This window comes from Streptomyces hyderabadensis, assembly GCF_020404845.1.
In the GTDB taxonomy this organism is placed as follows: Bacteria; Actinomycetota; Actinomycetes; order Streptomycetales; family Streptomycetaceae; genus Streptomyces; species Streptomyces hyderabadensis.
In genome coordinates this window covers 23465-45966 of record NZ_JAIOJZ010000009.1, presented here as the reverse complement: position 1 = coordinate 45966, position 22502 = coordinate 23465, and the positions used below count along the sequence as shown (strand labels likewise).

Here is a 22502-nt window from a genome sequence, read left to right as displayed (position 1 = left end):
GGAACAGCAGGCATGACTGTCGTACCGGCACAACAGACCGGCGGCGGAGGCGGCAGCAGCGGCCTTTACGACGTGCTTGAGCTTGTTCTGGACAGGGGGCTCGTCATCGACGCATTCGTGCGCGTCTCCCTGGTCGGCATCGAGATCCTGAAGATCGACGTCCGAGTCGTCGTCGCCAGCGTGGACACCTATCTGCGCTTCGCGGAGGCGTGCAACCGGCTCGACCTGGAGGCCGGGCCGCGCAAGGACCCGGGGCTGCCCGACCTGGTCGGCGAGATGACCGAGTCCGGCGCCCGCGGCAAGTCCAAGGGCGCGCTGTCCGGCGCCGCCGAGACCATCTCCGACGCGTTCAAGCAGGCCCGTGACGAGGGCGGCTCCGAGCGCGAGACGTCGTCGCGTCCGCGCGCCCGCAAGGCCGCGCCCTCGCGCCGGAAGGAGGAGCAGGAGTGAGTACGTACGTCTACGGCATCACCGCCGCCACGCATCCCTCGCTCCCCGAGGGCACGGGCGGGGTCGGTGACCCGCCGCGCGAGGTGCGGATCCTCAAGGAGGGCGAGCTGGCGGCCGTCGTCAGCGACGCGCCCGAGGGGCTGCGCCCCAAGCGCAGGGAACTGCTCGCCCACCAGAACGTGCTGAGCGAGATCGGCGCGGACGGCTGTGTGCTGCCGATGCGGTTCGGCAGCGTCGCCCCCGACGACAAGGCGGTCACCGGAGTCCTCGCCGAGCGCGCCGAGCACTACGCCGAACGCCTGGCGGCGCTGGACGGCCGGGTCGAGTACAACATCAAGGCCAACCACGTCGAAGAGGCCGTCCTGCACCACGTGATGGCCGAGAACCCCGAGATCCGCGCCCTCGCCGAGTCCAACAGGCAGGCGGGTGGCGGGACCTACGAGGCGAAGATCCGGCTCGGTGAGATGGTGGCGGCCGCGGTCAAGGGCAAGGAGGCCGAGGACGCCACCGTGCTGGAACGCACCCTGGAGGGCGCCGCCGACGCCGTGAGCGTGGGCCCGGAGTCCACCGGGTGGCTGGCCAACGTCTCGTTCCTGGTGAAGCGGGAGGCGGTCGAGGAGTTCCTCGCCGCCGTCGAGCGGGCCCGCGGCGAGATGCCGCACCTGGAGGTCCGCGTGAACGGCCCGCTGCCGCCGTACAGCTTCGTCGAGCCCGGCCCGGCCGAGCCCGCGGGCACGGCGGCCGGCGGTGCGGACGCCGGAGCGGGGTGACGACATGGGACTGATCTCGGAGGTCCTGCTGCTGCCGTTCGCACCGGTGCGCGGCAGCGCCTGGGCCATCAGACAGGTGCTGGACGAGGCCGAGCGGATCTACTACGACCCCGCCACGGTACGAGCCGAACTTGCCCGCCTGGAAGAGCAGTTGGGGGCCGGCGAGATCACGGAGGAGGAGTTCGACCGACAGGAGGACGAGCTTCTGGACCGGCTGGAGATCGCTACGCGCACGAGCGCGGGATTGGGCAACGGGACGGCACCATGAATCGAGTGGGACTGGGCCTCGCGGTAGGGGCCGGATACCTGCTGGGACGCACGAAGAAGCTGAAACTCGCCGTCGCCGTGGGCACCATGGTGGCCGGCAAGAAGATGAACCTGACCCCGAAGGGCATCGCCGAACTGGTCTCCGGGCAACTGCAGAACAACCCGCAGTTCAAGGAGATCGGGGACCAGCTGCGCACCGACCTCAGGGGCGTGGGCAAGGCGGCCTCCGGTGCCATGGTGGAGCGGCAGATCGACGCGCTCGCCGACCGGCTGCACGGGCGCACCGCCGAGGTGCGCGACCAGCTCTCCGGTGTCGCCTCCCGGGCGTCCGGCGCCGGATCCGACGACTCCCGCGACTCCGAGGCCTCGGAGGACTCGGAGTACGAGGAGCCTGCGGAGCGCGAGGAGCCGGAGGAGCGCGGGGAGCGCGAGGAGGCCGAGGAGCGGCGCGCGCCCCGGCGTGAGCGGCCCGCGAAGAAGGCACCGTCCGAAGCGCGCAAGACAGCGCGCAAGACGGCCCGGAAGGCACCCGCCAAGAAGGCCGCCGCCAAGGCCCCCGCGAAGAAGGCGGCGGCGAAGCGTGCCCAGCCCGCCGAGAAGGCGGCCGGAAAGAAGACGGCAGGGACCAGGAGCGCCGCCCGCGGTGCCGCTGCCCGGCAGCCGAAGGGCGGTGGTGAGCGATGAGCGACACCCTGGGGTCCGCGGCCTCCTCGGCGGGCAAGGCCGCCAAGAACAACCCGCTGGCCGACGTGGCGCACAGCGAGGCGGCCGACCGGCTCAAGGCCGAGGTGCAGGACTACCTCGCCGCCCAGGCCACCCGGCTGCTGACCGGCGTCGGCACCAAGCTCGGCGAGACCACCGGCAAGCTCAACGACATCGCCGAGGGCAACAGCCCCGGGTTCGCCAAGCTCGCCCTCGACGGCGGACGCAAGCTCGCCGAGGGCAAGGGCCCGGTGCGGGCCGCCTTCGAGGTCGGCGCAGGCAAGGTCAAGGACAGCGTGGTCGGCGCCTTCAAGAACCTCGCCGGGGGAAAGGGCCGCAAGAAGGGCGGCGGCGGTCAGAAACCGACCGTCATCATCGAGTACGTCGACGTCGGCGTACCGCTGCGCACCGCCTACGACCAGTGGACCCAGTACCAGGACTTCAGCACCTTCGCCAAGGGCGTCAAGAGCGCGAACCGCGCCGATGACACCACCTCGGACTGGCAGCTGAAGGTCTTCTGGTCCAACCGCAGCTGGAAGGCGACGACCACCGAGCAGGTGCCCGACGACCGGATCTCGTGGACGTCGGAAGGGGCCAAGGGCTCGACCAAGGGCGTCGTCAGCTTCCATCGGCTCGCCGACAGCCTGACCCGCGTGGTCCTGGTCATCGAGTACTACCCCAAGGGCCTGTTCGAGAAGACCGGCAACATCTGGCGCGCCCAGGGCCGCCGGGCCCGGCTCGACCTCAAGAACTACGTCCGTCACATCACCTTCAAGGGCGAGGCGGACGACGGCTGGCGCGGCGAGATCCGCGACGGCGAGGTCGTCCGCAGCCACGAGGACGCGGTCGCCGAGGAGGAAGAGGAGCGCCGGGACGAGGACCGGGAGCAGGAGCCCGAGGACGCCTACGAGGACCGGGACGAGGAGGAGCCCGGCGACGAGTACGAGGAGGAGGAAGCGGACGAGCCCGAGGCCGGGTACGAGGAGCCGGAGGGCGAGTACGAGGAGGCCGAGGCGGACAAGGAGGCCGGGGAGGACGAGTACGCGCCCGATGACGCGTACGACTACGAGTACGAGGACGCCGAGGGCGGGAGCCGTCGATGACCACCCCCAGCCGGCTGCCCGATCCCTACGGCCAGGGACAGAGCGCCAACCTCGCCGACATCCTGGAGCGGGTGCTCGACAAGGGAGTCGTGATCGCGGGCGACATCAAGATCAACCTGCTCGACATCGAGCTGCTGACCATCAAACTGCGGCTCGTCGTCGCCTCCGTCGACAAGGCAAAGGAGATGGGCATCGACTGGTGGGAGAGCGACCCCGCCCTGTCCTCGCGCGCCCGGCACGACGAACTGACCCGGGAGAACGCGGCGCTGCGTGAACGCCTGCGCGAGCTGGACCCGGGCCGCGTACCGAGGGAGGCGCCGTGACCGGACTGCGCTACGTCTACGCCGTCTGCCGGCCCTTCGACGCGGCCCTGCAGGCCCAGCTCACGGGGGTGTCGGGCGACCCGCCCCGGCTGCTGCCGCACGGCGGCCTGGTCGCCGTGGTCAGCCATGTGCCCGAGGCCGAGTTCAGCGAGGGGGCGCTGCGCGACCACCTGGAGGACCTGGACTGGCTCACCGCCACCGCCCGCGCCCACCAGCAGGTGGTCGACGCGCTCACCGCCGTCACCACCCCGCTGCCGCTCCGGCTCGCCACCGTCTTCCGCGACGACAGCGGCGTACGCGTGATGCTGCAGGAGCGCGAGGCGGACTTCCGGCGCACGCTCGACCGGCTGGAGGGCCGGGTGGAGTGGGGCGTGAAGGTGTACGTCGAGGCGGAGCCGGCCGAGCAGGCGCGCCCCGAGCGGTCCGCCGCCTCGGCACAGTCCGCGCCGAAGCCGGTCTCGGGCCGGGACTACCTGCGGCAGCGGCGCCGGCAGACCCGGGCGACCGAGGACCTGTGGAGCAGGGCCGAGGAGTTCGCCACGGGGCTGCACGCGCGGCTGTCCGGCCGGGCCGACGACGCACGGCTGCACGCGCCGCAGAACCCCCGGCTTTCCGGTGCCGCCGGACGGAACGTTCTCAATGCCGCTTATCTCGTCGCCCGCGACGCATCCGAGGAATTCGTGGAAATGGTGGACCGAACGAAGGACGACGCCCCCGGAATCCGTGTGGAACTCACCGGACCCTGGGCGGCCTATTCCTTCGCCGGAGAAGCAGAGGGGGACCGGTCGTGACCGTCGTGGAGCGCCGTGAGATCGCCCTGGTGGACCTGCTCGACCGATTGCTGGCCGGCGGGGTCGTCATCACCGGCGACCTCACACTGCGCATCGCGGACGTCGACCTGGTCCGCATCGACCTGAACGCGCTGATCAGTTCGGTCAACCGTAACGTTCCCTCACCGTTCGGGGACTGACGTGAGCGAACACCCCGAGACCCCCAGGCGCCGTATCGAACTCGAACCCGACACCGTCGAGCGCGACCTGGTCAAGCTGGTGCTCACGGTCGTCGAACTGCTGCGCCAGCTCATGGAACGCCAGGCGCTGCGCCGTGTCGACGAGGGCGATCTGAGCGAGGACCAGGAGGAGCGGATCGGGCTCACCCTGATGCTCCTCGACGACCGCATGACCGAACTGCGGGACCGTTACGGACTGCGGCCCGAGGACCTGAACCTGGACCTCGGGCCGCTGGGACCGCTGCTGCCCCGGGAGTGAGGCTCCCGGGGCAGCGGCGGTCTCATCACTCGTTCACTCGTTCACCACCGGTACCAGCGACCCCTGCCGCCACCGGCCGTCGTCCCGCGGGCCAGGAAACCGATCAGCCACAGGACCAGAACCGCCAGAGCGATCCACCAGAGAACCTTCACCGCGAATCCGACACCGAAAAGGACGATCGCGAGAAGCAGTACGAGCAGAAGCGGAACCATAATGTAGAACCTCCTGCCGTACTGGTTTCCCGGATTCCACCGAACAGGCGTCGGTCATGCTTCCTTTCGGCACAGAATTTCTCCGTGCAGGACGCTGAACCAGCCTTCCGGGCTCTTTCCCCAATCCCGCCAGGCCGCCGAGACGGCGCGCAGTCCCTCCGGTGTCGCGTGGCCGCCGCCGGTGGCGCGCTCCGCGTACGCCGACGCCACGGTGCGGTCCGCCCACAGACCGCTCCACCACTCCCGCTCCTCGGGCGTGGTGAAGGTCCAGGTGGCCGAGGTCGCCGTGATGTCGGTGAACCCGGCCTGGAGCGCCCAGGCCTTCAGCCGGCGTCCGGCGTCCGGCTCGCCCCCGTTGGCGCGGGCCACCCGGTGGTACAGGTCCAGCCAGTCGTCCATGCCCGGGGACGCGGGGTACCAGGTCATGGCGCCGTAGTCGGAATCCCGGACGGCGATGATGCCGTTGGGCTTCGCCACCCGCTTCATCTCGCGCAGCGCCCGCACCGGGTCGCCCACGTGCTGGAGCACCTGGTGGGCGTGGACCACGCAGAAGGTGTCGTCCGGGTAGTCCAGCGCGTGCACGTCCGCGACCGCGAAGTCGGTGTTGCCGAGCCCGCGCGCGGCGGCCGTGGCCCGGGCCCGCTCCACGATCTCCGGCGACCGGTCCACGCCGGTGACGTGGCCGTCGGGCACCAGCTCCGCCAGGTCGGCGGTGATGGTGCCCGGCCCGCAGCCGATGTCCAGGATCCGCATGTGCGGCAGCAGGGAGCCGAGCAGATAGGCGGCGGAGTTCTCGGCGGTGCGCCAGGTGTGCGAGCGCAGCACGGACTCGTGGTGCCCGTGCGTGTAGACGGCGGTCTCATGCGGCTTCGGCATGGTGGATCCCCTCTCCCGACAGTGTGATCACGGTACGCCCGCCAGCCGCATGGTGAGATATCCGTCTTAGGATGCGGACTGACGGGGTGTCAGGAGGGGGGAGGGTGTCAGGCCGGGGCGTTGGTCAGGAGAGCAGCCCGCCGCCGGGCAGCGGCCGGTACACCGTGAGCGCCTCGGGCAGCTTCTCCAGCGTCAGGTCGCCCTCCGTCTCGGTCAGCTCACCGTCGTACGCCATCAGCGTGCCGGGCGCGACGCCCGACAGGCGCAGCCGGGGCACCTGCACCGCCGCGTGCGCGGGCGAGCGGGTGAGCGGTCCCGCGAGGGCCGCGGACAGCAGCCGCAGGGCGGGCCGGCGCCCGCCGTGCACCACCCGCACGTCCAGCTGCCCGTCCGCCAGGTCGAGCCGGCGCCCGGAGGCGATGCCCCGGCGGTGGTACGTGCCGTTGCCCGCGAAGAGCATCCACAGCGGGCGCCTGCGGCCGCGCACCTCGGCCTCCAGCGGATGCCGGTCGGCGCGCAGCACCCGCACCGCCGCGAGCACCCCGGCCGGCCAGCCGCCGATCCGCGGCGACCAGCGCTCCCGCTCGTTGACCAGCTCCGGGTACACGCCGAGGCTGAAGGTGTTCAGGAAGACGCCGCGCCGCCCGCCCGAGGCGAACCGGCCCACGTCCACCCGCACCCCCTCGCCCCGCTCCAGCGCCCCGCACAGGTCCCGTACGTCCTCCACGCCCAGGTCGTAGGCGAAGTGGTTGAGCGTGCCGCCCGGCAGCACCGCGAGCGGCAGCCCGTGGCGCAGCGCGATCTCGGCCGCCGCGTTCACGGTGCCGTCGCCGCCGCACACGCCGAGCACCCGGGCGTGCCCGGCCGCCTTCTCCAGCTCCGCCCGCACGTCCCCCGGCTCGCACTCCACCACCTCCGCGTCGGGCAGCGCGTCGCACAGCGCCCGCACCCGCTCCGAGGTGCCCGAGCCGACGTTGGCCACCATGACCAGTCCCTCGCCCCCGGGCAGCGCGGGCACCTCGGCCCGCGGCCGGGCCGGCGGGACGTGCTGGGCGCGGGTGGGCACCATGCCCCGCACGGCGAACGCGGCCCCCACGCCGAGGGCGGCACCGGCCAGTACGTCGCTCGGGAAGTGGACGCCGGTGTAGACCCGGGACAGGGCGACCGCGGCGGCCACCGGGGCCACCGCCGCGCCCCATGCCGGGGACTCCAGCGCGACGCCGGTCGCGAAGGCGGCGGCCGAGGCCGCGTGTCCCGACGGGAAGGACGTGGTGATCGGCTGCCGCTTCAGCTGCCGGACCAGCGGCACCGGGTCCAGCACCGGGCGGGGCCGGCGCACCGAGCGCTTGCCGAGGGTGTTGATCGTCAGCGAGGCCAGGCCCAGCGAGGCGATCCCCCGGGCGGCCGCGCGACGCGCCCTCGGGGTGCGCGACGCGGCCAGGGCGGCGGCCGCGGCGAACCACAGCACCCCGTGGTTGGCGCTGCGGCTCAACCGGGGGAGCAGCGGGTCGGCGCCGGGCCAGGTGCGGGCGGCGACGGCCTCGAAGGCCCGCTGGTCCAACCGCAGGAAGCCGTCACGGAGGGGATGCGGGCCGGGCGTCGGGGCGGTGAGGTCTACGTCGGGACTCATGGATCCCGCCTACCCTGCGGACGGCGTTTCCTGCCGTGGCCCGCGCCACGTGCGCCCGGCCCGGGCGCCGGGGCGGAAATGGGTTTGCCCGGGGCGCTGCCCGAGCCGCAGAATCCGGTCCCATGGGTCACCTCGAAGCCGCGCACCTGGAGTACTACCTCCCCGACGGGAGGGCGCTCCTCGGCGACGTCTCCTTCCGCGTGGGGGAGGGGGCCGTCGTGGCCCTCGTCGGTCCCAACGGCGCGGGCAAGACCACCCTGCTGCGCCTGCTCGCCGGCGAGCTGAAGCCGCACGGCGGCTCCGTCACCGTCACCGGCGGCCTCGGCGTCATGCGCCAGTTCGTCGGCTCCGTACGGGACGAGACGACCGTGCGCGACCTGCTGGTGTCCGTGGCGCAGCCCAGGATCCGCGAGGCGGCGCGCGCCGTCGACGCCGCCGAGCACGCGATCATGACGGTGGACGACGAGGCCGCCCAGCTGGCGTACGCGCAGGCCCTCGCCGACTGGGCCGAGGCGCGCGGGTACGAGGCGGAGACCCTGTGGGACATCTGCACCACCGCCGCGCTGGGGGTGCCGTACGAGAAGGCCCAGTGGCGGCAGGTGAGCACGCTCTCCGGCGGGGAGCAGAAACGCCTGGTGCTGGAGGCGCTGCTGCGCGGCACCGACGAGGTGCTGCTGCTCGACGAGCCGGACAACTACCTGGACGTGCCCGGCAAGCGCTGGCTGGAGGAGCGGCTCGCCGAGACCCGCAAGACCGTGCTGTTCGTCTCCCACGACCGGGAGCTGCTCGCCCGCGCCGCACAGAAGATCGTCTCCGTCGAGCCGGGACCCGCGGGCGCCGACGCCTGGGTGCACGGCGGCGGCTTCACCACCTTCCACGAGGCCCGCCGGGAGCGCTTCGCCCGCTTCGAGGAGCTGCGCCGCCGCTGGGACGAGAAGCACGCCCAGCTGAAGAAGCTGGTCCTGACGCTGCGTCAGGCCGCGGAGAACAGCGCGGACCTGGCGTCCCGCTACCGCGCCGCCCAGACCAGGCTGCGCAAGTTCGAGGAGGCCGGGCCGCCGCCCGAGCCGCCGCGCGAGCAGGACATCAGGATGCGCCTGAAGGGCGGCCGCACCGGCGTGCGCGCCGTCACCTGCGAACACCTCGAACTCACCGGCCTCATGAAACCCTTCGACCTGGAGGTCTTCTACGGCGAACGGGTCGCCGTCCTCGGCTCCAACGGCTCCGGCAAGTCGCACTTCCTGCGGCTGCTGGCCGGCGACGACGTGGCCCACACCGGGGACTGGAAGCTCGGGGCGCGCGTGGTGCCGGGACACTTCGCGCAGACCCACGCCCATCCCGAGCTGCTGGGCCGCACCCTGCTGGACATCCTGTGGACCGAGCACGCCCAGGACCGGGGCGCCGCCATGTCCCGGCTGCGCCGCTACGAGCTGACCCAGCAGGCCGAACGGTCCTTCGACCGGCTCTCCGGCGGCCAGCAGGCCCGCTTCCAGATCCTGCTGCTGGAACTCCAGGGCGTCACCGCGCTGCTGCTCGACGAGCCCACCGACAACCTCGACCTGGAATCGGCCGAAGCCCTCCAGGAGGGCCTGGAGGGCTTCGAGGGCACGGTCCTCGCGGTCACCCACGACCGCTGGTTCGCCCGCTCCTTCGACCGGTACCTGGTCTTCGGCAGCGACGGACGGGTGCGCGAGACGACGGAGCCGGTCTGGGACGAACGACGGGTGGAGCGGGCCCGCTAGCGCCGCTGCCGCGGTGCCGGGGCCCGTCGTCCGGTCACTTCCAGCGCAGCAGCGCCCCCAGGCCGCCCACCGGCGCCTTCTCGGAGGTCTCCGGCGGCAGCACCGGCGTCACCGAGATCGCGGGGGCGCCGGTCATCACCGCCGAGCGCAGCAGGGCGTCGTCCGCACGGGCCGACCAGGAGTTCTGCTCGCCCAGCGTCTTCAGCTCGGTGCGGCGCACCGCCACCTGGTCGGCGTCCTCGCCGATCCACACCTCGCGGTGCGTGTCGGGGGCGTCCGGGATGACCAGCAGCTCGTCGATGCGGTGCTCCCGGGCGGCCTCGACCAGCGCGGGCACGCCCTCCGCCGCGCCGGCCCGGCCCTCGTCGTCCGGCGACCGGGCGGCCAGGAACCGGTCCAGGTCCTCCCGGGCCCGGGCCCGGACGTGGTCCTCGCGCAGCCCTTCCACCTCGTCGTCCAGCAGCCTGCTGCCGGCGCCGCGCGAGGCCTCGGCGACGCGCTCCTGCAGCCGCGAGGGCAGCCGCTCGTGCACCGAACGCCGCTCCCGGTCGTCACCCACCAGGATCAGCAGGTCGGCGCCGGTCTCCTCCTGGCACACGGCCAGCGCGTCCGCGATCTCCGCCGCGTTGTGCTCCCAGGTGTTCTCCACCCGCAGCTGGAAGTGCCGCTCCGACCAGTCCGCGCTGCTCGTGCGGTGCACCGGCCACTGCCTGCCGGTCACCCCGCCCGCGTCCGAGCTGCCCAGCGCGCTGCGCAGCTCGAAGTCGGCGCCCTTGCGGTCGATGTACGCCACCACGCACACCGGGTCCTCGCCCGCCAGGTCGAGCAGCGGCGTGACGTGCGGCAGCGGGGCCCAGTCGGCGGTCGTCCCGCCGTACGGGGGCCGGGCCAGCTGCGGATCGAGGATCACCTGTCCGGCACACGCGAACAGGGCCCGACCGTGCGGATCGGTGGCGTGCCGCAGCTCGTCCACCGCCTCCCGCACCGCCCGGCAGGTGGCGTCGTCCGCGCCCTGCTCCGCCAGCTCCCGGGCCACCGCGGCGGCCGTCAGCTCACGCTCGTGGGCGGTGTCCTCCGCGTTCCGGGAGAGGTCGACGTAGACGGAGGCCCAGGGTCCCTGGTGTTCGTAGAGGGGGTGCAGAAACGCGAGATCCATGTGGCTGCCCTCCCGGGTGCCGCTCGGGGGTGGTAGTGCTCCGGGGCGGGTACCCGGGACGCATGAACGAACACGACACGCGGGACGGCACCATGACCGGAGTGGACCCGGGCCGTCTGGACGACCAGCAGCTGATGAAAGAACTGGAGACCATCCACCGCACGCGCCACGACACCCTGCTGTACGGGTCGAACGACGCGCTGCGGGCCCACAACGACCGCATGGCGCGGCTGGAGGGCGAGTGGCTGCGCCGCAACCCCCGGCGCCCGGTGGCCGCGGGCCGCACCCGCGAGGGCGCCCGGGAACGCGGCTGCGGCCAGGCCGCCGCCCCCGGTGGCTGACCGGTGACGGCGGTGGCCGGGCACCGGCGGTGGCCGAGCGTGACGACGGGCCACCGGTGATCCGCCACCGGTGGCCCGTCTCGCGTGTGCCCGGCCTCGCGTGGGCCTAGCCGCCCACTGTGCCTAGCCGCCCGCCTTGGCGAACTCCGCGAGGTAGGTCTCGCAGAATGCCTTGAGGTCGTCCGGCTTGCGGCTGGTGATCAGGACGTTGTCGCCGCCCTCGCAGACCTTGACCTGTTCGTCCACCCAGGTGGCACCCGCGTTGCGCAGGTCCGTCCGCAGACTGGGCCACGAGGTCATGGTGCGGCCGCGCACGACGTCCGCCTCGACGAGCGTCCACGGCGCGTGGCAGATGGCGGCCACCGGCCGGCCCTGCTCGAAGAAGTCCCGGACGAAAGCCACGGCCTTCTCGTCGGTCCGCAGGAAGTCCGGGTTGGCCACCCCGCCCGGCAGCACGAGACCGCCGAACGCGTCGGCGGAGGTGTCGCCCACCACCTCGTCGACCGGGAACGTGTCCGCCTTGTCGAGGTGGTTGAAGCCCTGGATCTCGCCGGACTGCGTGGAGACGAGCACCGGCTCGTGTCCCGCGTCCTTCGCCGCCTGCCACGGCTCGGTCAGTTCCACCTGCTCCACGCCCTCGGGCGCGGTCAGAAATGCGATGCGCATGGAGTCTTGGATCCCTTCCGGGCGCCTACGCGCCCTGCGGTCCGGACCGGCCACTCTCGGTGAGGGCCACCGCCAGTTCCTGGACGTTGTCGTAGCGCGCCTTGTGCGGCAGCCGGTCCAGGCCCTCGACGAGGGCGTCCGGCGCGTTGCCGCGGCGCAGTGCCCGGGTCAGTTCCCGCGGCCCCGCGGGGAAGCTGCCCCGGGTCAGGTTCCGGGCCAGTTCGAGCCGCAGGGCCTCCAGGTACGTCGGTCCGCGGCCCGGTGTCACGGGTCCGTAGGCGACGTCCGGATCGTCCTCGGCGGCCGGTTCCGGGTCGTTCCACTCCTCACTGCGGGTGGGGTGCCCGGACCTGAGCAGGCCCTGCAGTTCGTGCTTCATCTCGTCGTCGCGGTGGACGCTCATCCGGTCGCTGCCTCGCTGCATGTCTCCCTCCAGATCCTTAAGGGGGTGCCGACCGCGTACCCGGACACCGCGGGCCGACACGGATTCGACCGGACGGGTCCGCTCCGATTTCCGCGGCCCGGGAGAGGGATCAGTAATCGAGAAGCGCGGGCGGCGGTGCCCGCTCTAGCGTGTGACCACCGAGGCACTGAGGGCGTCACCTTCACCGAGCCCCCGACAGATGGAGACACGATGAGCAGCGCCAAGAGGCCGGGCACGCGGCAACCCGGGTCGCACGTCGCCGACAGCCACGACCTGATCCGTGTGCACGGCGCCCGCGAGAACAACCTCAAGGACGTCAGCATCGACATCCCCAAGCGCCGGCTGACGGTCTTCACCGGCGTCTCCGGCTCGGGCAAGAGCTCACTGGTGTTCAACACCATCGCCGCCGAGTCCCAGCGGCTGATCAACGAGACCTACAGCGCGTTCGTCCAGGGCTTCATGCCCACGCTTGCCCGGCCCGAGGTGGACGTCCTGGACGGCCTGACCACCGCGATCATCGTGGACCAGCAGCGGATGGGCGCCGACCCCCGCTCCACCGTCGGCACCGCCACGGACGTCAACGCGATGCTGCGCATCCTCTTCAGCCGCCTCGGCGAGCCGCACATCGGCCCGCCCAGCGCCTACTCCTTCAACACCGCCTCGGTGCGGGCCAGCGGCGCGATCACCGTCGAGCGGGGCAGCAAGAAGGCGGTGAAGGCGACCTTCCAGCGCACCGGCGGCATGTGCACGCACTGCGAGGGCCGCGGCACCGTCTCCGACATCGACCTCACCCAGCTCTACGACGACTCCAAGTCGCTGGCCGAGGGCGCCTTCACGATCCCCGGCTGGAAGTCGGACAGCCAGTGGACCGTGCAGGTGTACGCCCAGTCCGGCTTCGTCGACCCGGACAAGCCGATCCGCGACTACACCGAGCAGGAGCTGCGGGACTTCCTGTACGGCGAGCCGGTCAAGGTGAAGGTCAACGGCGTCAACCTCACCTACGAAGGGCTCATCCCGAAGATCCAGAAGTCCTTCCTGGCCAAGGACAAGGAGGCGATGCAGCCGCACATCAGGGCCTTCGTGGAGCGGGCCGTCACCTTCACCACCTGTCCCGAGTGCGAGGGCACCCGGCTCAGCGAGGGCGCCCGCTCGTCGAAGATCGGCAAGATCTCCATCGCCGACGCCTGCGCGATGGAGATCCGGGACCTGGCCGACTGGGTCCGGAAGCTGGCCGAGCCCTCGGTGGCGCCGCTGCTCACCGCGCTGCGGGACACCCTCGACTCCTTCGTCGAGATCGGCCTCGGCTACCTCTCCCTCGACCGGCCCGCGGGCACCCTGTCCGGCGGCGAGGCGCAGCGCGTCAAGATGATCCGCCACCTCGGCTCCTCGCTCACCGACACCACGTACGTCTTCGACGAGCCCACCGTCGGACTGCACCCGCACGACATCCAGCGCATGAACGACCTGCTGCTGCGCCTGCGGGACAAGGGCAACACGGTCCTCGTCGTCGAGCACAAGCCGGAGGCGATCGCGATCGCCGACCACGTGGTCGACCTCGGCCCCGGCGCCGGCACCGCGGGCGGCACCGTCTGCTTCGAGGGCACCGTGGCCCAGCTGCGCGGCTCCGACACCGTCACCGGCCGCCACCTCGACGACCGGGCCGCGCTCAAGGAGTCGGTCCGCAAGCCCACCGGGGCCCTGGAGATCCGCGACGCGCGCACGCACAACCTCCAGGGCGTCGACGTCGACGTCCCGCTCGGCGTGCTCTGCGTGGTCACCGGCGTGGCGGGCTCCGGCAAGAGCTCCCTGATCCACGGCTCGGTCCCGGCCGGCGCCGACGTCGTCTCCGTCGACCAGAGCCCCATCAAGGGCTCCCGGCGCAGCAACCCGGCGACCTACACCGGACTGCTCGACCCGATCCGCAAGGCCTTCGCCAAGGCCAACGGCGTGAAGCCGGCCCTGTTCAGCGCCAACTCCGAGGGCGCCTGCCCCACCTGCAACGGTGCCGGTGTCATCTACACCGACCTGGCGATGATGGCCGGCGTCGCCACCCCCTGCGAGGACTGCGAGGGCAAGCGGTTCCAGCCCGCCGTGCTGGAGTACCGCTTCGGCGGCCGGGACATCAGCGAGGTGCTCGCGATGTCGGTGGACCGGGCCGAGGAGTTCTTCGGCGCCGGCGAGGCGCGCACCCCGGCCGCGCACAAGATCCTCCAGCGGCTCTCCGACGTCGGCCTCGGCTACCTCACCCTCGGCCAGCCGCTGACCACCCTGTCCGGCGGCGAGCGGCAGCGGCTCAAGCTGGCCACCCACATGGGGGACAAGGGCGGCGTGTACGTCCTCGACGAGCCCACCACGGGGCTCCACCTCGCCGACGTCGAGCAGCTGCTCGGTCTGCTCGACCGCCTCGTCGACGCCGGCAAGTCGGTCATCGTCATCGAGCACCACCAGGCCGTCATGGCGCACGCCGACTGGATCATCGACCTCGGCCCCGGCGCCGGGCACGACGGCGGCCGGATCGTCTTCGAGGGCACCCCCGCCGACCTCGTCGCCGACCGCTCCACCCTCACCGGCGAGCACCTCGCCGCCTACGTCGGCGCCTGACGGTGGCGGCGGCCCACGGCGCCGGAACCGCTACCGGCGGGGTCCGGCGCTGTGGGATCGTGGTCAGGTGACGACGCTGGAGGACCTGGCCCGGCTGCGCCGGGCCCGCGACCTGATGGACCGCGAGTACGCCGAGCCGCTCGACGTGCCGGCACTGGCCCGCGTCGCCCTGATGTCGGCGGGCCACTTCTCCCGCAGCTTCCGCGCCGCCTACGGGGAGACGCCCTACAGCTACCTGATGACCCGCCGCATCGAGCGTGCCATGGCGCTGCTGCGGCGCGGCGACCTGAGCGTCACCGAGGTCTGCTTCGCCGTCGGCTGTACCTCGCTGGGGTCCTTCAGCTCGCGGTTCACCGAACTGGTCGGCGAGAGCCCGAGCGCCTACCGCGAGCGCGACCACACCGACGGCGCCGCCCTCCCGGCCTGCGTCGCCAAGGTCTACACCCGGCCGGTCAGGAACGGCGAGCAGCCGAGGAGCGCCGAAGCGGTCGGGCGCGGCGAGCCGGTCAGGAACGGAGAAGCGACGCCCGCGCCGCCGCCCGTAGCGTGACGCGCATGGACATCAACCTCTCGCAGTGCTTCATCGCCGTCGACGACCACGACCGGGCACTCGCCTTCTACCGGGACCTGCTCGGCATGGAGGTCCGCGGCGACGTCGGGTACGCGGACATGCGCTGGGTGACCGTCGGCTCTCCGGCCCAGCCCGACGTGGACATCGTCCTCGAACCCCCGCTCGCGGACCCCAACGCCCCGGCCGCCGACCGGCAGGCGATGGCCGACCTGCTGGCCAAGGGGCACCTGCGCGGCGTCATCCTCGCCACCGACGACGTCGACACCGTCTTCGAGCGCCTCCGCGCCGCCGGCGCCGAGGTCCTCCAGGAACCGGTCGACCAGCCCTACGGCGTCCGCGACTGCGCCTTCCGCGACCCGGCCGGCAACATGGTGCGTTTCAAGCAGCCGCGCAAGGGCTGAGTTCCGGGTGTTTGCCACGGGGGACAGGGGGCAGGCGCAAGGTCAGTGCTTCGGACAGGAGGCACGTCCGTGGGAGCGGCGCCAGGCCGCGACGGACGCGTCCGTACGGGGCCCGGACGTCCTCCCACGGTGACCGCCCGACCCAAGGGCCGTGTCGTCGCACCGGCTGCGTCCGCCCCCGTCGGCCGGAGGTTGCCCCAACCCCGGCCGCGCCCGGCGGGCCGCGCCGACCGGACTGCCGTCCGGCGCGACGACGGGACCCCGCGCTCCGAGGGAGTTGCGACGCACCATGCCGATCCACGCCAGTGTGAAGCACCCGCACGACGACGCCCCCGACACCGCCGACGCCTTCCGCCGACTCGTCACCCTTCCCGACGGTCCCGAGCGCGACGCGCTCCGCGACCGCATCGTCGAGGCATGGCTGCCCATGGCCGAACGGCTGGCGGGACGCTTCCGCAGCCGCGGCGAGAGCTTCGAGGACCTGCGCCAGGTCGCCGCCCTCGGCCTGGTCAAGGCCGTCGACCGCTACGACCCCGAGCGCGGCAACGCCTTCGAGAGCTACGCCGTGCCGACCATCACCGGCGAGATCAAGCGCCACTTCCGCGACCACATGTGGACCCTGCACGTGCCGCGCCGGGTCCAGGAACTGCGCAACCGCGTGCGCTTCGCCGGCCAGGACCTGTCCCAGACCATCCCCGGCCGCAGGCCCACCGTCGCCGAGATCGCCGAGCGCGCCGACCTGAGCGAGGAGGACGTCCGGGTGGGCCTCGAGGCCCTGGAGAGCTTCACGGCCCTGTCCCTGGACGCCGAACTCCCCGGCAGCGAGGACGGCTACTCGCTGGGCGACGCGCTCGGCGCCCCCGACCCGGCGCTCGACACGGTCGTCGACCGCGAGGCGGTCAAGGACCGGCTGGCCGCCCTGCCGCCGCGCGAACGCGCCATCCTCTACATGCGCTTCTTCGACGACATGACGCAGAGCCGCATCGCCGAACAGCTCGGCATCTCCCAGATGCACGTCTCCCGGCTCATCACCCGCTGCTGCGACCGGGTGCGGGAGCAGGTGCTGCGGGATCCGGGGCCCGGAGCGTGAAACCCCGGGCTCACCCGGCCGGACGCCCCGTTCGCGCGAACGGAGCACGGTGACGGGCGTCCCCCCGGTGGGCGGGCTGTGATGGCCGAGGGGCGCGAGTGCAGTGCCCCCGCAAGCCGTCGCTCGAAGGAGCCCGCCCCATGCGCCGCACCGCCCGCGCCCTGTCCGTCGCCGTGCTGGCCAGTGCCGCCCTCGGCCTCCCCGCGGCCGCCGGCGCGGCCGACCCGGGTGTCCCGCCGCCCGCCACCGACGTGGGGGAGCCCGTCGTCCCGCCGCCCGGCGACGACCCGGCAGCGGTGCCGGTGCCTCCGCCTTCCGCGGGGGAGTCCGCGGGGGAGGCCGTCCCGCCGCCCGCCGGGCGGGTCGCCGCCCAGGTCAGCCCGGCGGAGGCCGCCCCCGGGGACACGGTCACCGTCTCGGTCTCGTGCGGCCCGACCGGCGGGGCCGCCGCGCCCCCGAGCCTCGACGCCACCTCCGCGGCCTTCGAGGAGGGCACCGTCGAGCTGCGCAAGGTGGCGGACGACGGCGGGACGGCCACCGGACCGGCCTACCGGGGCACCGCGCGCATAGCCGCCGCCGGGGACCTGGCAGCCGAGCCGGGCGCGGAGAGTCCGCAGGACGCGACGGGCACCGGGGGCGCCGCGGCGGCCGAGGGTTCGGCGGAGACCGAGGACTGGGCGGGGGCGGAGGGCACCGCCGGGGAGGCGGAGGACTGGACCGTGGACGGCGCCTGCCCGGACGCCTCCGGCGGCGAGGGCGGCGACCCCTGGAGCGCGACCATGAGCGTGCCGGAGGAGAGCGGGGCCGGTGCTGGTGCCGGTGCCGCCCAGCCGGCGTGCCGGGAAACCGCCGCACCGCGCGCGGGGACCTCGACGCACGGCACCCCCTGCGCCCCGACCAAGCCCGCGTGCCCCGAGACCACCGCCCCGCGCGGTGAGGCCGCCACGCGGTCCGCGCCCTGCACCGGTGCCACGGCGGAACACGGGGTCCAGGCCGGTGCCGGCGGAAGCTTCGGCGACTCGGTGCCCGCACTGGTCGCCGGTGGCGTCCTGATCGCGGGCGCGTGCGGCGCGGCGGCGCACCGGCTGCGGTTGCGCCTGCGCGGGGAGGACGGCGAGCGCTGACCGCGCGCGGGCGCAGGTCCATCTGTGACACGCGCAACCGGAGTCACAGCCATGACGGGGCGGCACGGTGGGTACTGGGATCAACGAACGGCGAGCGAACACGGCAGGGACGAACCGGAGGACGAGAAACCGGGCCCCCGACGGCCCGGGCCCACGAACGAAGCACACCCGGCTCAGGCCCGACGCGCCGAGGCCCGACGGACCGGGTCGGCGGACCGGTCCCCTCACGGGACGAACACGAGAGGGGCCCAGACCCCGCCGGGACCGGGCCCCACTGGCGGGACCCCGGCGGGACCGAGGCCGGGGCGGGACGGAGGTGCGACGGGACCGTGGCCGGTGGGACCGAGGGGCTGCGGATCGGCGCCCTCACGGGCGAAGGCGAGAGAGGGCCAGGCTCCGCCGGGACCGGGTCCTACGGACGGAGGCCGGTGGGACCGGGGCCTGGCGGGACGGAGGTGCGGCGGGACGGAGGGCCCGGCTGGGCCGTGGTCCGGTGGGACCGAGGTCCGGTGGGACCGAGGGTCTGCGGGTCGGGGCCCTCACGGGGCCAGGGCGAGACGGGGCCAGGTTTCTGCCGGGGCCGATTCCTGCGGACGGAGCCCCGGTGGGGCCGAGGTCCCATGGAGATGGAGGCGCGACGGATCGAGGCGCGACGGGATCGAGGTGCGACGGGGATGTAGTCCGACGGGGACCGGGCGCCGATGGGCCGGAGCCCCTTCGGGACGGAGCCCCTTCGGGACGGAGCCCCTTCGGGACGGAGCGCGGCGGGACCGCGGCCCGGCGGGGTCCCGGGCCGACGGAGTGGGGCCCGGGGCGCCGGGGGCAGGGCCGGCCCCGCCCGGCGGAGGCACGGAACGGTACGGACAGGGAACGGCACGGAGCGCGCGGAGGTACGGATGCGGCGTACGGACCCGGAGGGCCCGGCCACGGGACCCGCAGGACAGGCCGCTGTGGGCCGTACCGGCGCGGGTCACGACCCCGTGGGCCACGGCCCCGTCCGTTACGGTCCGCCCTTCCCCGACGACGGGCTGCCGGTGCTGCCCGAACTGTCCGCCGTACTCGCCGCCGCCGCGGGACGCCCGCGCGGGGAACCGGCCGGTGGCGGCCCCGCCCTCCTGGACTCCGCGAGCGGGTACTGGGACCGGCGCGGCCTGGCCACCGAGCCCGCTCACCTGGCCGCGGCCCCGGGCGCGGGTGCCCTCCTGCTCGCGCTGACCGCCGCGCTCGACGGCGACGTGCTGGTGCCCCGGCCCTGCGCCGCCTGGTGGGCACCGTACGCCCGGCTGCTGGGCCGCCCCGTCTTCCACGTCCCGACGCCGGCCGAGTCCGGCGGCGTGCCCGACCCGTACGCCCTGCTGGAGACCGTTCGCCGGGTCCGCGCCGAGGGCGGCGATCCCCGCCTGCTCGTCCTGTCGGTCGCCGACGACCCGACCGGCACCGTCGCGCCGCCCGAGCTGCTGCACGAGACCGTCGAGGCGGCCGCGGGCGAGGGGCTGCACCTGGTCAGCGACGAGACCTGGCGCGACACCCTGCACGACCCGCACGCGACCGTGCTCCTCAGCCCCGCCGAGATGCTGCCCGAGCGGGTCACCGTCGTCACCGACCTGGCGGGCGCGCTGCTGCCGCCGGCCTGGCCGGCCGCCGTCGCCCGCTTCCCCGCCTCCGCCGCCGGGAACGGCCTGCACGCGCGCGTGCTCGACGTGCTCACCGCGCTGGGCGCCCGCGTCGCGGCCCCGGTGGCCGCCGCGGCCGGGTACGCGCTGGACGAACCCGAGCCGGTCACCGCCCGCCGGGAGGCGGCCGTACGCCTGCACGCGCGCGTGGCCGCCGCCGCGCACGCGGCCGTCGTCGCCGCGGGCGCCACCGCCCGGCCCCCGCAGGCCGGCCGCCACCTGTACGCCGACCTCGGCCCACTGCGCGACGCGCTCGGCGCCGAGGGCTTCGGCGACGCCCAGGAGCTGGAGGACTTCCTCACCGCCCGGCTCGGCATGCCCGCTCCCGGCGGGCACCGCTTCGGCGACGAGCTGTCCGCCCTGCGCGTGCGGCTCGCCACCGGCCCCCTGCTCGACGCGGGCACCGACGAGCGGCGGGCGGAATGCCTCACCTCACCGGACCCGTTGGAACTGGCACACGTGCAACGCGCGTTGACCGGTCTGAAGTCGGTCTTCGACGGTCTCCGCGACGCTCAGCGATGGGAGCCCCCTCGATGACGCAGCAGCCCCGGTCGACCACGAGCACCGCCGCCTCCGCCAAGGACACCGCCGCGGCCCACCCGCCGCTCGCCGGGCCCCGGCCACCGGCCGAGCACCGGGTGTGGCCGCGGACCTTCCACGACCGGCTGACCGCGCCGCTGCCCGGTCTCAAGGCCCTCGCCAGATTCGCCCGCGAAGGGGCGGTCAGACCCGGCCCCGCCGGACTCGCCGACATCCCCCGGCTGCCCTACGCGCCCGGCCCGCTGCCCCGCGTGGACGCGCGCACCGTCGCCGTCACCTGGGCCGGACACGCCAGCTGGGTGGTGCGGATCGGCGGCCTCACCGTGCTCACCGACCCGGTCTGGTCCCGCCGGATCCTCGGCACCCCGCCCCGGATCACCCCCGTCGGAGTCGCCTGGAGCGCCCTGCCCCGCGTCGACGCCGTCGTCATCAGCCACAACCACTACGACCACCTGGACGCGCCCACGCTGCGCAGGCTCCCGCGCGACACCCCCGTCCTGGTGCCCGCCGGGCTCGGCCGCTGGTTCCACCGCCGCCGCTTCACCCGGGTCACCGAACTGGACTGGTGGGAGGCGACCGAGGTGGGCGGGGTCCGCTTCGACTTCGTCCCGGCCCACCACTGGTCCAAGCGCACGCTGACCGACACCTGCCGCACCCTGTGGGGCGGCTGGGTCCTCACCGACCCCGACGGCCGGCGCGTCTACTTCGCCGGCGACACGGGGTACGGCCACTGGTTCGCCCGGATCGGCCGCCGCTACCCCGGCATCGACCTCGCCCTGCTCCCCATCGGCGCCTACGACCCCCGCTGGTGGCTCAGCGACGTGCACTGCGACCCGGAGGAGGCGGTGCAGGCGGCCCAGGACGTCGGCGCGCGCCACATGGCGCCGATGCACTGGGGGACGTTCGTCCTGTCCGCGGAACCGGTACTGGAACCCCTCACCCGCGTGCGTGCCGCCTGGCAGCGGGCGGGCCTGCCCCGCGAACGCCTGTGGGACCTGCCGGTCGGCGCCTCCCGCGTACTGAAGTGACCCCACCCCCCACCGGACACGCCCCCGACCGGGCCCGGGGCCGTGTCCCCGCCCGGCCGCCGGAGGCCTACGCCTTCGCCGGTCCCCGGAAGCGGCGCCACACGCCCGGGGCGACGCTGACCAGTACGGTGAGGACGATCGCCGCGACCACGCCCTCCCAGGGCTTGCTGAACAGGGCGCCGCTGAGGATGCCGATCAGCTGGTACGTCACCGCCCAGGCCAGACAGGCCGGCAGATTGCCCCGGGCGAAGCGGCGCAGCGGCCACTTCGCCAGCAGACAGGCCAGCATCACCGGGATCCGGCCGGCCGGCACCAGCCGGGAGAGCACCAGCACCGCGACGTCGTGCTCGGCGAGTTTCTCCTGCGCCTGCTCCAGCCGGTCCTCGGGCGCCCGGGACCGGATCGCCTCCAGCCAGCGCGAGCCGTTCTTCGAGCCCACCCCGCGCCGCCCCAGCCAGTACAGCGCCATGTCCCCGCAGAACGCGGCCAGCGACGCCGTCGCGAACACCATCAGCATCGCGAACGGCAGCGTCTGGTGCATCGCCACCACCGCCGCCGAACTCACCAGCGCACCCGTCGGCACCACCGGCACCAGCGCCCCGATCAGCACCAGCAGGAACAGCGACGGGTAGCCGAGCGCCTGCTGCGTCGGCTCCGTCGGTATGTCCAGCGTCGCGGCCCCCAGCCAGCTCACCGCGCGACCTCCACCCGCACACTCTCGCCGTGCCCCAGCCGGTGCACCGCCACGCCCGGCGCGCGCAGCGCCGACAGGCGCACGAACTCCTCACCCGGCGTGTGGAACTCGTGGGGGCGCACGGCGTCCATCCCGATCGGCCAGTACGTGCCGTAGTGCACCGGTACCGCCGTGCGCGGCGCCAGCCGGGCCAGCGCCTCGGCCGCCCGGCCCGCGTCCAGGTGCTCCGCCCCCAGGTAGGGCCCCCAGCCGCCCACCGGCAGCAGCGCCACGTCGACCGGCCCGACCTCCTCCTCCATGCCGTCGAACAGACCGGTGTCCCCGGCGAAGTACGTCCGCGCCTCGCCCTCGACGACGTAGCCGAGCGCGGGGGCGCGGTGCCGTCCGACCGGCAGCCGCCGCCCGTCGTGCCGCGCGGGGACCGCCCGTATGCGCAGGTCGCCGACGGTCGCCTCGTCGCCCGGCGCCACCTCGGTCAGCGCCAGGTGCCCGAGCCGGCGCAGCCCCGGCACGGCCCGGCGTGCGCCCCGGGGCACGAGCAGGCGCGTGCCCGGCGCGAGCCGCGCGAGCGACGGCACATGCAGGTGGTCGGCGTGCAGATGGGAGACGAGCGCCACGTCCGCGCGCCACGCCTCGGGCGGCGGCACCGCGCCCCGCCTGCGGCGCAGGTGGGCCAGCCGGCGGACGAACAAGGGGTCGGTGAGCACGCGGATGCCCGAATCCTCGACCGTGCAGGTGGCGTGACCCCACCACGTGAGCTCCACCGGCACCTCTTTGCCTCCTTCGCGCGACTCCCCGAAGCCTACGTCCAGGAGTAGGGTCGGCGGCGAAAACGGGAGGTGACGGGAGG

At 73.9% G+C, this 22502-nt stretch carries 26 protein-coding genes; 18 read left to right on the top strand and 8 right to left on the bottom strand.

Features of this window, described 5'->3' with window-relative positions; all coding sequences use genetic code 11:
* Positions 1–12: 12 nt before the first annotated feature.
* Genes K7854_RS09650 through K7854_RS09610 form a run of 9 tightly spaced genes read left to right on the top strand, consistent with a single transcriptional unit; the run spans position 13 to position 4883 of the window.
* The gene (locus K7854_RS09650; protein WP_030178468.1) at positions 13–450 is read left to right on the top strand and encodes a gas vesicle structural protein GvpA; all 438 of its coding nucleotides are present in this window, start codon (positions 13–15) and stop codon (positions 448–450) included.
* The gene (locus K7854_RS09645) at positions 447–1220 is read left to right on the top strand and encodes a GvpL/GvpF family gas vesicle protein (RefSeq protein ID WP_226025984.1); all 774 of its coding nucleotides are present in this window, start codon (positions 447–449) and stop codon (positions 1218–1220) included. Before K7854_RS09650 ends, K7854_RS09645 begins: the two co-directional genes overlap by 4 nt.
* Before the next feature lie 4 nt (positions 1221–1224).
* Positions 1225–1488 (top strand): gas vesicle protein GvpG, encoded by a 264-nt coding sequence (locus K7854_RS09640; RefSeq protein ID WP_226025983.1) that lies wholly within the window; start codon positions 1225–1227, stop codon positions 1486–1488.
* Positions 1485–2171, top strand: coding sequence for a DNA primase (locus K7854_RS09635; protein WP_226025982.1), 687 nt, complete (start codon positions 1485–1487; stop codon positions 2169–2171). The genes K7854_RS09640 and K7854_RS09635 overlap by 4 nt, the downstream gene beginning before the upstream one ends.
* On the top strand, positions 2168–3292 hold the full coding sequence (locus K7854_RS09630; RefSeq protein WP_226025981.1) for an SRPBCC family protein: 1125 nt from the start codon (positions 2168–2170) through the stop codon (positions 3290–3292). Before K7854_RS09635 ends, K7854_RS09630 begins: the two co-directional genes overlap by 4 nt.
* Positions 3289–3615, top strand: a complete 327-nt coding sequence (locus K7854_RS09625) for a gas vesicle protein (RefSeq protein WP_073730590.1) — start codon at positions 3289–3291, stop codon at positions 3613–3615. The genes K7854_RS09630 and K7854_RS09625 overlap by 4 nt, the downstream gene beginning before the upstream one ends.
* On the top strand, positions 3612–4406 hold the full coding sequence (locus tag K7854_RS09620; RefSeq protein ID WP_226025980.1) for a GvpL/GvpF family gas vesicle protein: 795 nt from the start codon (positions 3612–3614) through the stop codon (positions 4404–4406). The genes K7854_RS09625 and K7854_RS09620 overlap by 4 nt, the downstream gene beginning before the upstream one ends.
* Entirely contained in the window at positions 4403–4585 is a 183-nt protein-coding gene (locus K7854_RS09615) for a gas vesicle protein (protein ID WP_226025979.1), read from the top strand. Before K7854_RS09620 ends, K7854_RS09615 begins: the two co-directional genes overlap by 4 nt.
* A 1-nt stretch (position 4586) precedes the next feature.
* Positions 4587–4883, top strand: coding sequence for a gas vesicle protein K (locus K7854_RS09610; protein ID WP_226025978.1), 297 nt, complete (start codon positions 4587–4589; stop codon positions 4881–4883).
* Positions 4884–4924: 41 nt separating this feature from the next.
* Here K7854_RS09610 and K7854_RS09605 read toward each other — a convergent pair whose 3' ends face one another.
* The 3 genes from K7854_RS09605 to K7854_RS09595 form a co-directional block, all read right to left on the bottom strand.
* Positions 4925–5095, bottom strand: a complete 171-nt coding sequence (locus tag K7854_RS09605) for a hydrophobic protein (RefSeq protein ID WP_030178442.1) — start codon at positions 5093–5095, stop codon at positions 4925–4927.
* A gap of 54 nt (positions 5096–5149) precedes the next feature.
* The gene (locus K7854_RS09600) at positions 5150–5971 is read right to left on the bottom strand and encodes a methyltransferase domain-containing protein (protein WP_226025977.1); all 822 of its coding nucleotides are present in this window, start codon (positions 5969–5971) and stop codon (positions 5150–5152) included.
* Between the two features lie 124 nt (positions 5972–6095).
* Positions 6096–7601, bottom strand: a complete 1506-nt coding sequence (locus K7854_RS09595; protein WP_226025976.1) for a bifunctional phosphatase PAP2/diacylglycerol kinase family protein — start codon at positions 7599–7601, stop codon at positions 6096–6098.
* Positions 7602–7723: 122 nt separating this feature from the next.
* Here K7854_RS09595 and K7854_RS09590 point away from each other — a divergent pair, with 122 nt between their 5' ends.
* Positions 7724–9343 (top strand): ABC-F family ATP-binding cassette domain-containing protein, encoded by a 1620-nt coding sequence (locus tag K7854_RS09590; RefSeq protein WP_226025975.1) that lies wholly within the window; start codon positions 7724–7726, stop codon positions 9341–9343.
* A gap of 34 nt (positions 9344–9377) precedes the next feature.
* Here the strand turns inward: K7854_RS09590 and K7854_RS09585 are convergent, their stop codons facing one another.
* Positions 9378–10499, bottom strand: a complete 1122-nt coding sequence (locus tag K7854_RS09585) for a baeRF2 domain-containing protein (protein WP_226025974.1) — start codon at positions 10497–10499, stop codon at positions 9378–9380.
* Positions 10500–10561: 62 nt separating this feature from the next.
* Here K7854_RS09585 and K7854_RS09580 point away from each other — a divergent pair, with 62 nt between their 5' ends.
* On the top strand, positions 10562–10840 hold the full coding sequence (locus K7854_RS09580; protein WP_226025973.1) for a DUF6158 family protein: 279 nt from the start codon (positions 10562–10564) through the stop codon (positions 10838–10840).
* A gap of 123 nt (positions 10841–10963) precedes the next feature.
* Here the strand turns inward: K7854_RS09580 and K7854_RS09575 are convergent, their stop codons facing one another.
* Together K7854_RS09575 and K7854_RS09570 are read right to left on the bottom strand one after the other, a co-directional pair.
* Entirely contained in the window at positions 10964–11506 is a 543-nt protein-coding gene (locus tag K7854_RS09575) for a type 1 glutamine amidotransferase domain-containing protein (RefSeq protein ID WP_226025972.1), read from the bottom strand.
* 25 nt (positions 11507–11531) lie between these two features.
* Positions 11532–11930 carry a DUF2795 domain-containing protein gene (locus K7854_RS09570; protein WP_087806052.1) on the bottom strand — a complete coding sequence of 133 codons (399 nt, stop codon included), beginning with the start codon at positions 11928–11930 and terminating at the stop codon, positions 11532–11534.
* A 210-nt stretch (positions 11931–12140) separates the two neighbouring features.
* On the opposite strand from K7854_RS09570, the gene K7854_RS09565 reads away from it, so the two are divergent.
* The 7 genes from K7854_RS09565 (at position 12141) to K7854_RS09535 (ending at position 20958) form a co-directional block, all read left to right on the top strand.
* Positions 12141–14531 carry an ATP-binding cassette domain-containing protein gene (locus K7854_RS09565; RefSeq protein WP_226025971.1) on the top strand — a complete coding sequence of 797 codons (2391 nt, stop codon included), beginning with the start codon at positions 12141–12143 and terminating at the stop codon, positions 14529–14531.
* Between the two features lie 67 nt (positions 14532–14598).
* Positions 14599–15081, top strand: a complete 483-nt coding sequence (locus tag K7854_RS09560; protein WP_226025970.1) for a helix-turn-helix transcriptional regulator — start codon at positions 14599–14601, stop codon at positions 15079–15081.
* 5 nt (positions 15082–15086) lie between these two features.
* On the top strand, positions 15087–15503 hold the full coding sequence (locus K7854_RS09555; RefSeq protein WP_226025969.1) for a VOC family protein: 417 nt from the start codon (positions 15087–15089) through the stop codon (positions 15501–15503).
* Between the two features lie 289 nt (positions 15504–15792).
* On the top strand, positions 15793–16593 hold the full coding sequence (locus K7854_RS09550; protein WP_226025968.1) for an RNA polymerase sigma factor SigF: 801 nt from the start codon (positions 15793–15795) through the stop codon (positions 16591–16593).
* A gap of 140 nt (positions 16594–16733) precedes the next feature.
* Entirely contained in the window at positions 16734–17717 is a 984-nt protein-coding gene (locus K7854_RS09545) for a hypothetical protein (protein WP_226025967.1), read from the top strand.
* An 896-nt stretch (positions 17718–18613) separates the two neighbouring features.
* On the top strand, positions 18614–19927 hold the full coding sequence (locus tag K7854_RS09540) for an aminotransferase class I/II-fold pyridoxal phosphate-dependent enzyme (RefSeq protein WP_226025966.1): 1314 nt from the start codon (positions 18614–18616) through the stop codon (positions 19925–19927).
* On the top strand, positions 19924–20958 hold the full coding sequence (locus K7854_RS09535; protein ID WP_226025965.1) for an MBL fold metallo-hydrolase: 1035 nt from the start codon (positions 19924–19926) through the stop codon (positions 20956–20958). Before K7854_RS09540 ends, K7854_RS09535 begins: the two co-directional genes overlap by 4 nt.
* 67 nt (positions 20959–21025) lie before the next feature.
* On the opposite strand, the gene K7854_RS09530 is transcribed toward K7854_RS09535, so the two are convergent.
* Positions 21026–21652, bottom strand: coding sequence for a DedA family protein (locus tag K7854_RS09530; RefSeq protein ID WP_226025964.1), 627 nt, complete (start codon positions 21650–21652; stop codon positions 21026–21028).
* Positions 21649–22422 (bottom strand): MBL fold metallo-hydrolase, encoded by a 774-nt coding sequence (locus K7854_RS09525; protein WP_226025963.1) that lies wholly within the window; start codon positions 22420–22422, stop codon positions 21649–21651. Before K7854_RS09525 ends, K7854_RS09530 begins: the two co-directional genes overlap by 4 nt.
* Positions 22423–22502: the final 80 nt, after the last annotated feature.

What these genes read in the sequence shown, in the direction of transcription:
- K7854_RS09650 (WP_030178468.1), top strand. Translation starts at nt 13, where the DNA reads ATGACTGTCGTACCGGCACAACAGACCGGCGGCGGAGGCGGCAGCAGC.
- K7854_RS09640 (WP_226025983.1), top strand. Translation starts at nt 1,225, where the DNA reads ATGGGACTGATCTCGGAGGTCCTGCTGCTGCCGTTCGCACCGGTGCGC.
- K7854_RS09635 (WP_226025982.1), top strand. Translation starts at nt 1,485, where the DNA reads ATGAATCGAGTGGGACTGGGCCTCGCGGTAGGGGCCGGATACCTGCTG.
- K7854_RS09630 (WP_226025981.1), top strand. Translation starts at nt 2,168, where the DNA reads ATGAGCGACACCCTGGGGTCCGCGGCCTCCTCGGCGGGCAAGGCCGCC.
- K7854_RS09625 (WP_073730590.1), top strand. Translation starts at nt 3,289, where the DNA reads ATGACCACCCCCAGCCGGCTGCCCGATCCCTACGGCCAGGGACAGAGC.
- K7854_RS09605 (WP_030178442.1), bottom strand. Translation starts at nt 5,095, where the DNA reads ATGGTTCCGCTTCTGCTCGTACTGCTTCTCGCGATCGTCCTTTTCGGT.
- K7854_RS09600 (WP_226025977.1), bottom strand. Translation starts at nt 5,971, where the DNA reads ATGCCGAAGCCGCATGAGACCGCCGTCTACACGCACGGGCACCACGAG.
- K7854_RS09595 (WP_226025976.1), bottom strand. Translation starts at nt 7,601, where the DNA reads ATGAGTCCCGACGTAGACCTCACCGCCCCGACGCCCGGCCCGCATCCC.
- K7854_RS09590 (WP_226025975.1), top strand. Translation starts at nt 7,724, where the DNA reads ATGGGTCACCTCGAAGCCGCGCACCTGGAGTACTACCTCCCCGACGGG.
- K7854_RS09585 (WP_226025974.1), bottom strand. Translation starts at nt 10,499, where the DNA reads ATGGATCTCGCGTTTCTGCACCCCCTCTACGAACACCAGGGACCCTGG.
- K7854_RS09580 (WP_226025973.1), top strand. Translation starts at nt 10,562, where the DNA reads ATGAACGAACACGACACGCGGGACGGCACCATGACCGGAGTGGACCCG.
- K7854_RS09575 (WP_226025972.1), bottom strand. Translation starts at nt 11,506, where the DNA reads ATGCGCATCGCATTTCTGACCGCGCCCGAGGGCGTGGAGCAGGTGGAA.
- K7854_RS09570 (WP_087806052.1), bottom strand. Translation starts at nt 11,930, where the DNA reads ATGCAGCGAGGCAGCGACCGGATGAGCGTCCACCGCGACGACGAGATG.
- K7854_RS09565 (WP_226025971.1), top strand. Translation starts at nt 12,141, where the DNA reads ATGAGCAGCGCCAAGAGGCCGGGCACGCGGCAACCCGGGTCGCACGTC.
- K7854_RS09555 (WP_226025969.1), top strand. Translation starts at nt 15,087, where the DNA reads ATGGACATCAACCTCTCGCAGTGCTTCATCGCCGTCGACGACCACGAC.
- K7854_RS09550 (WP_226025968.1), top strand. Translation starts at nt 15,793, where the DNA reads ATGCCGATCCACGCCAGTGTGAAGCACCCGCACGACGACGCCCCCGAC.
- K7854_RS09545 (WP_226025967.1), top strand. Translation starts at nt 16,734, where the DNA reads ATGCGCCGCACCGCCCGCGCCCTGTCCGTCGCCGTGCTGGCCAGTGCC.
- K7854_RS09540 (WP_226025966.1), top strand. Translation starts at nt 18,614, where the DNA reads ATGCGGCGTACGGACCCGGAGGGCCCGGCCACGGGACCCGCAGGACAG.
- K7854_RS09535 (WP_226025965.1), top strand. Translation starts at nt 19,924, where the DNA reads ATGACGCAGCAGCCCCGGTCGACCACGAGCACCGCCGCCTCCGCCAAG.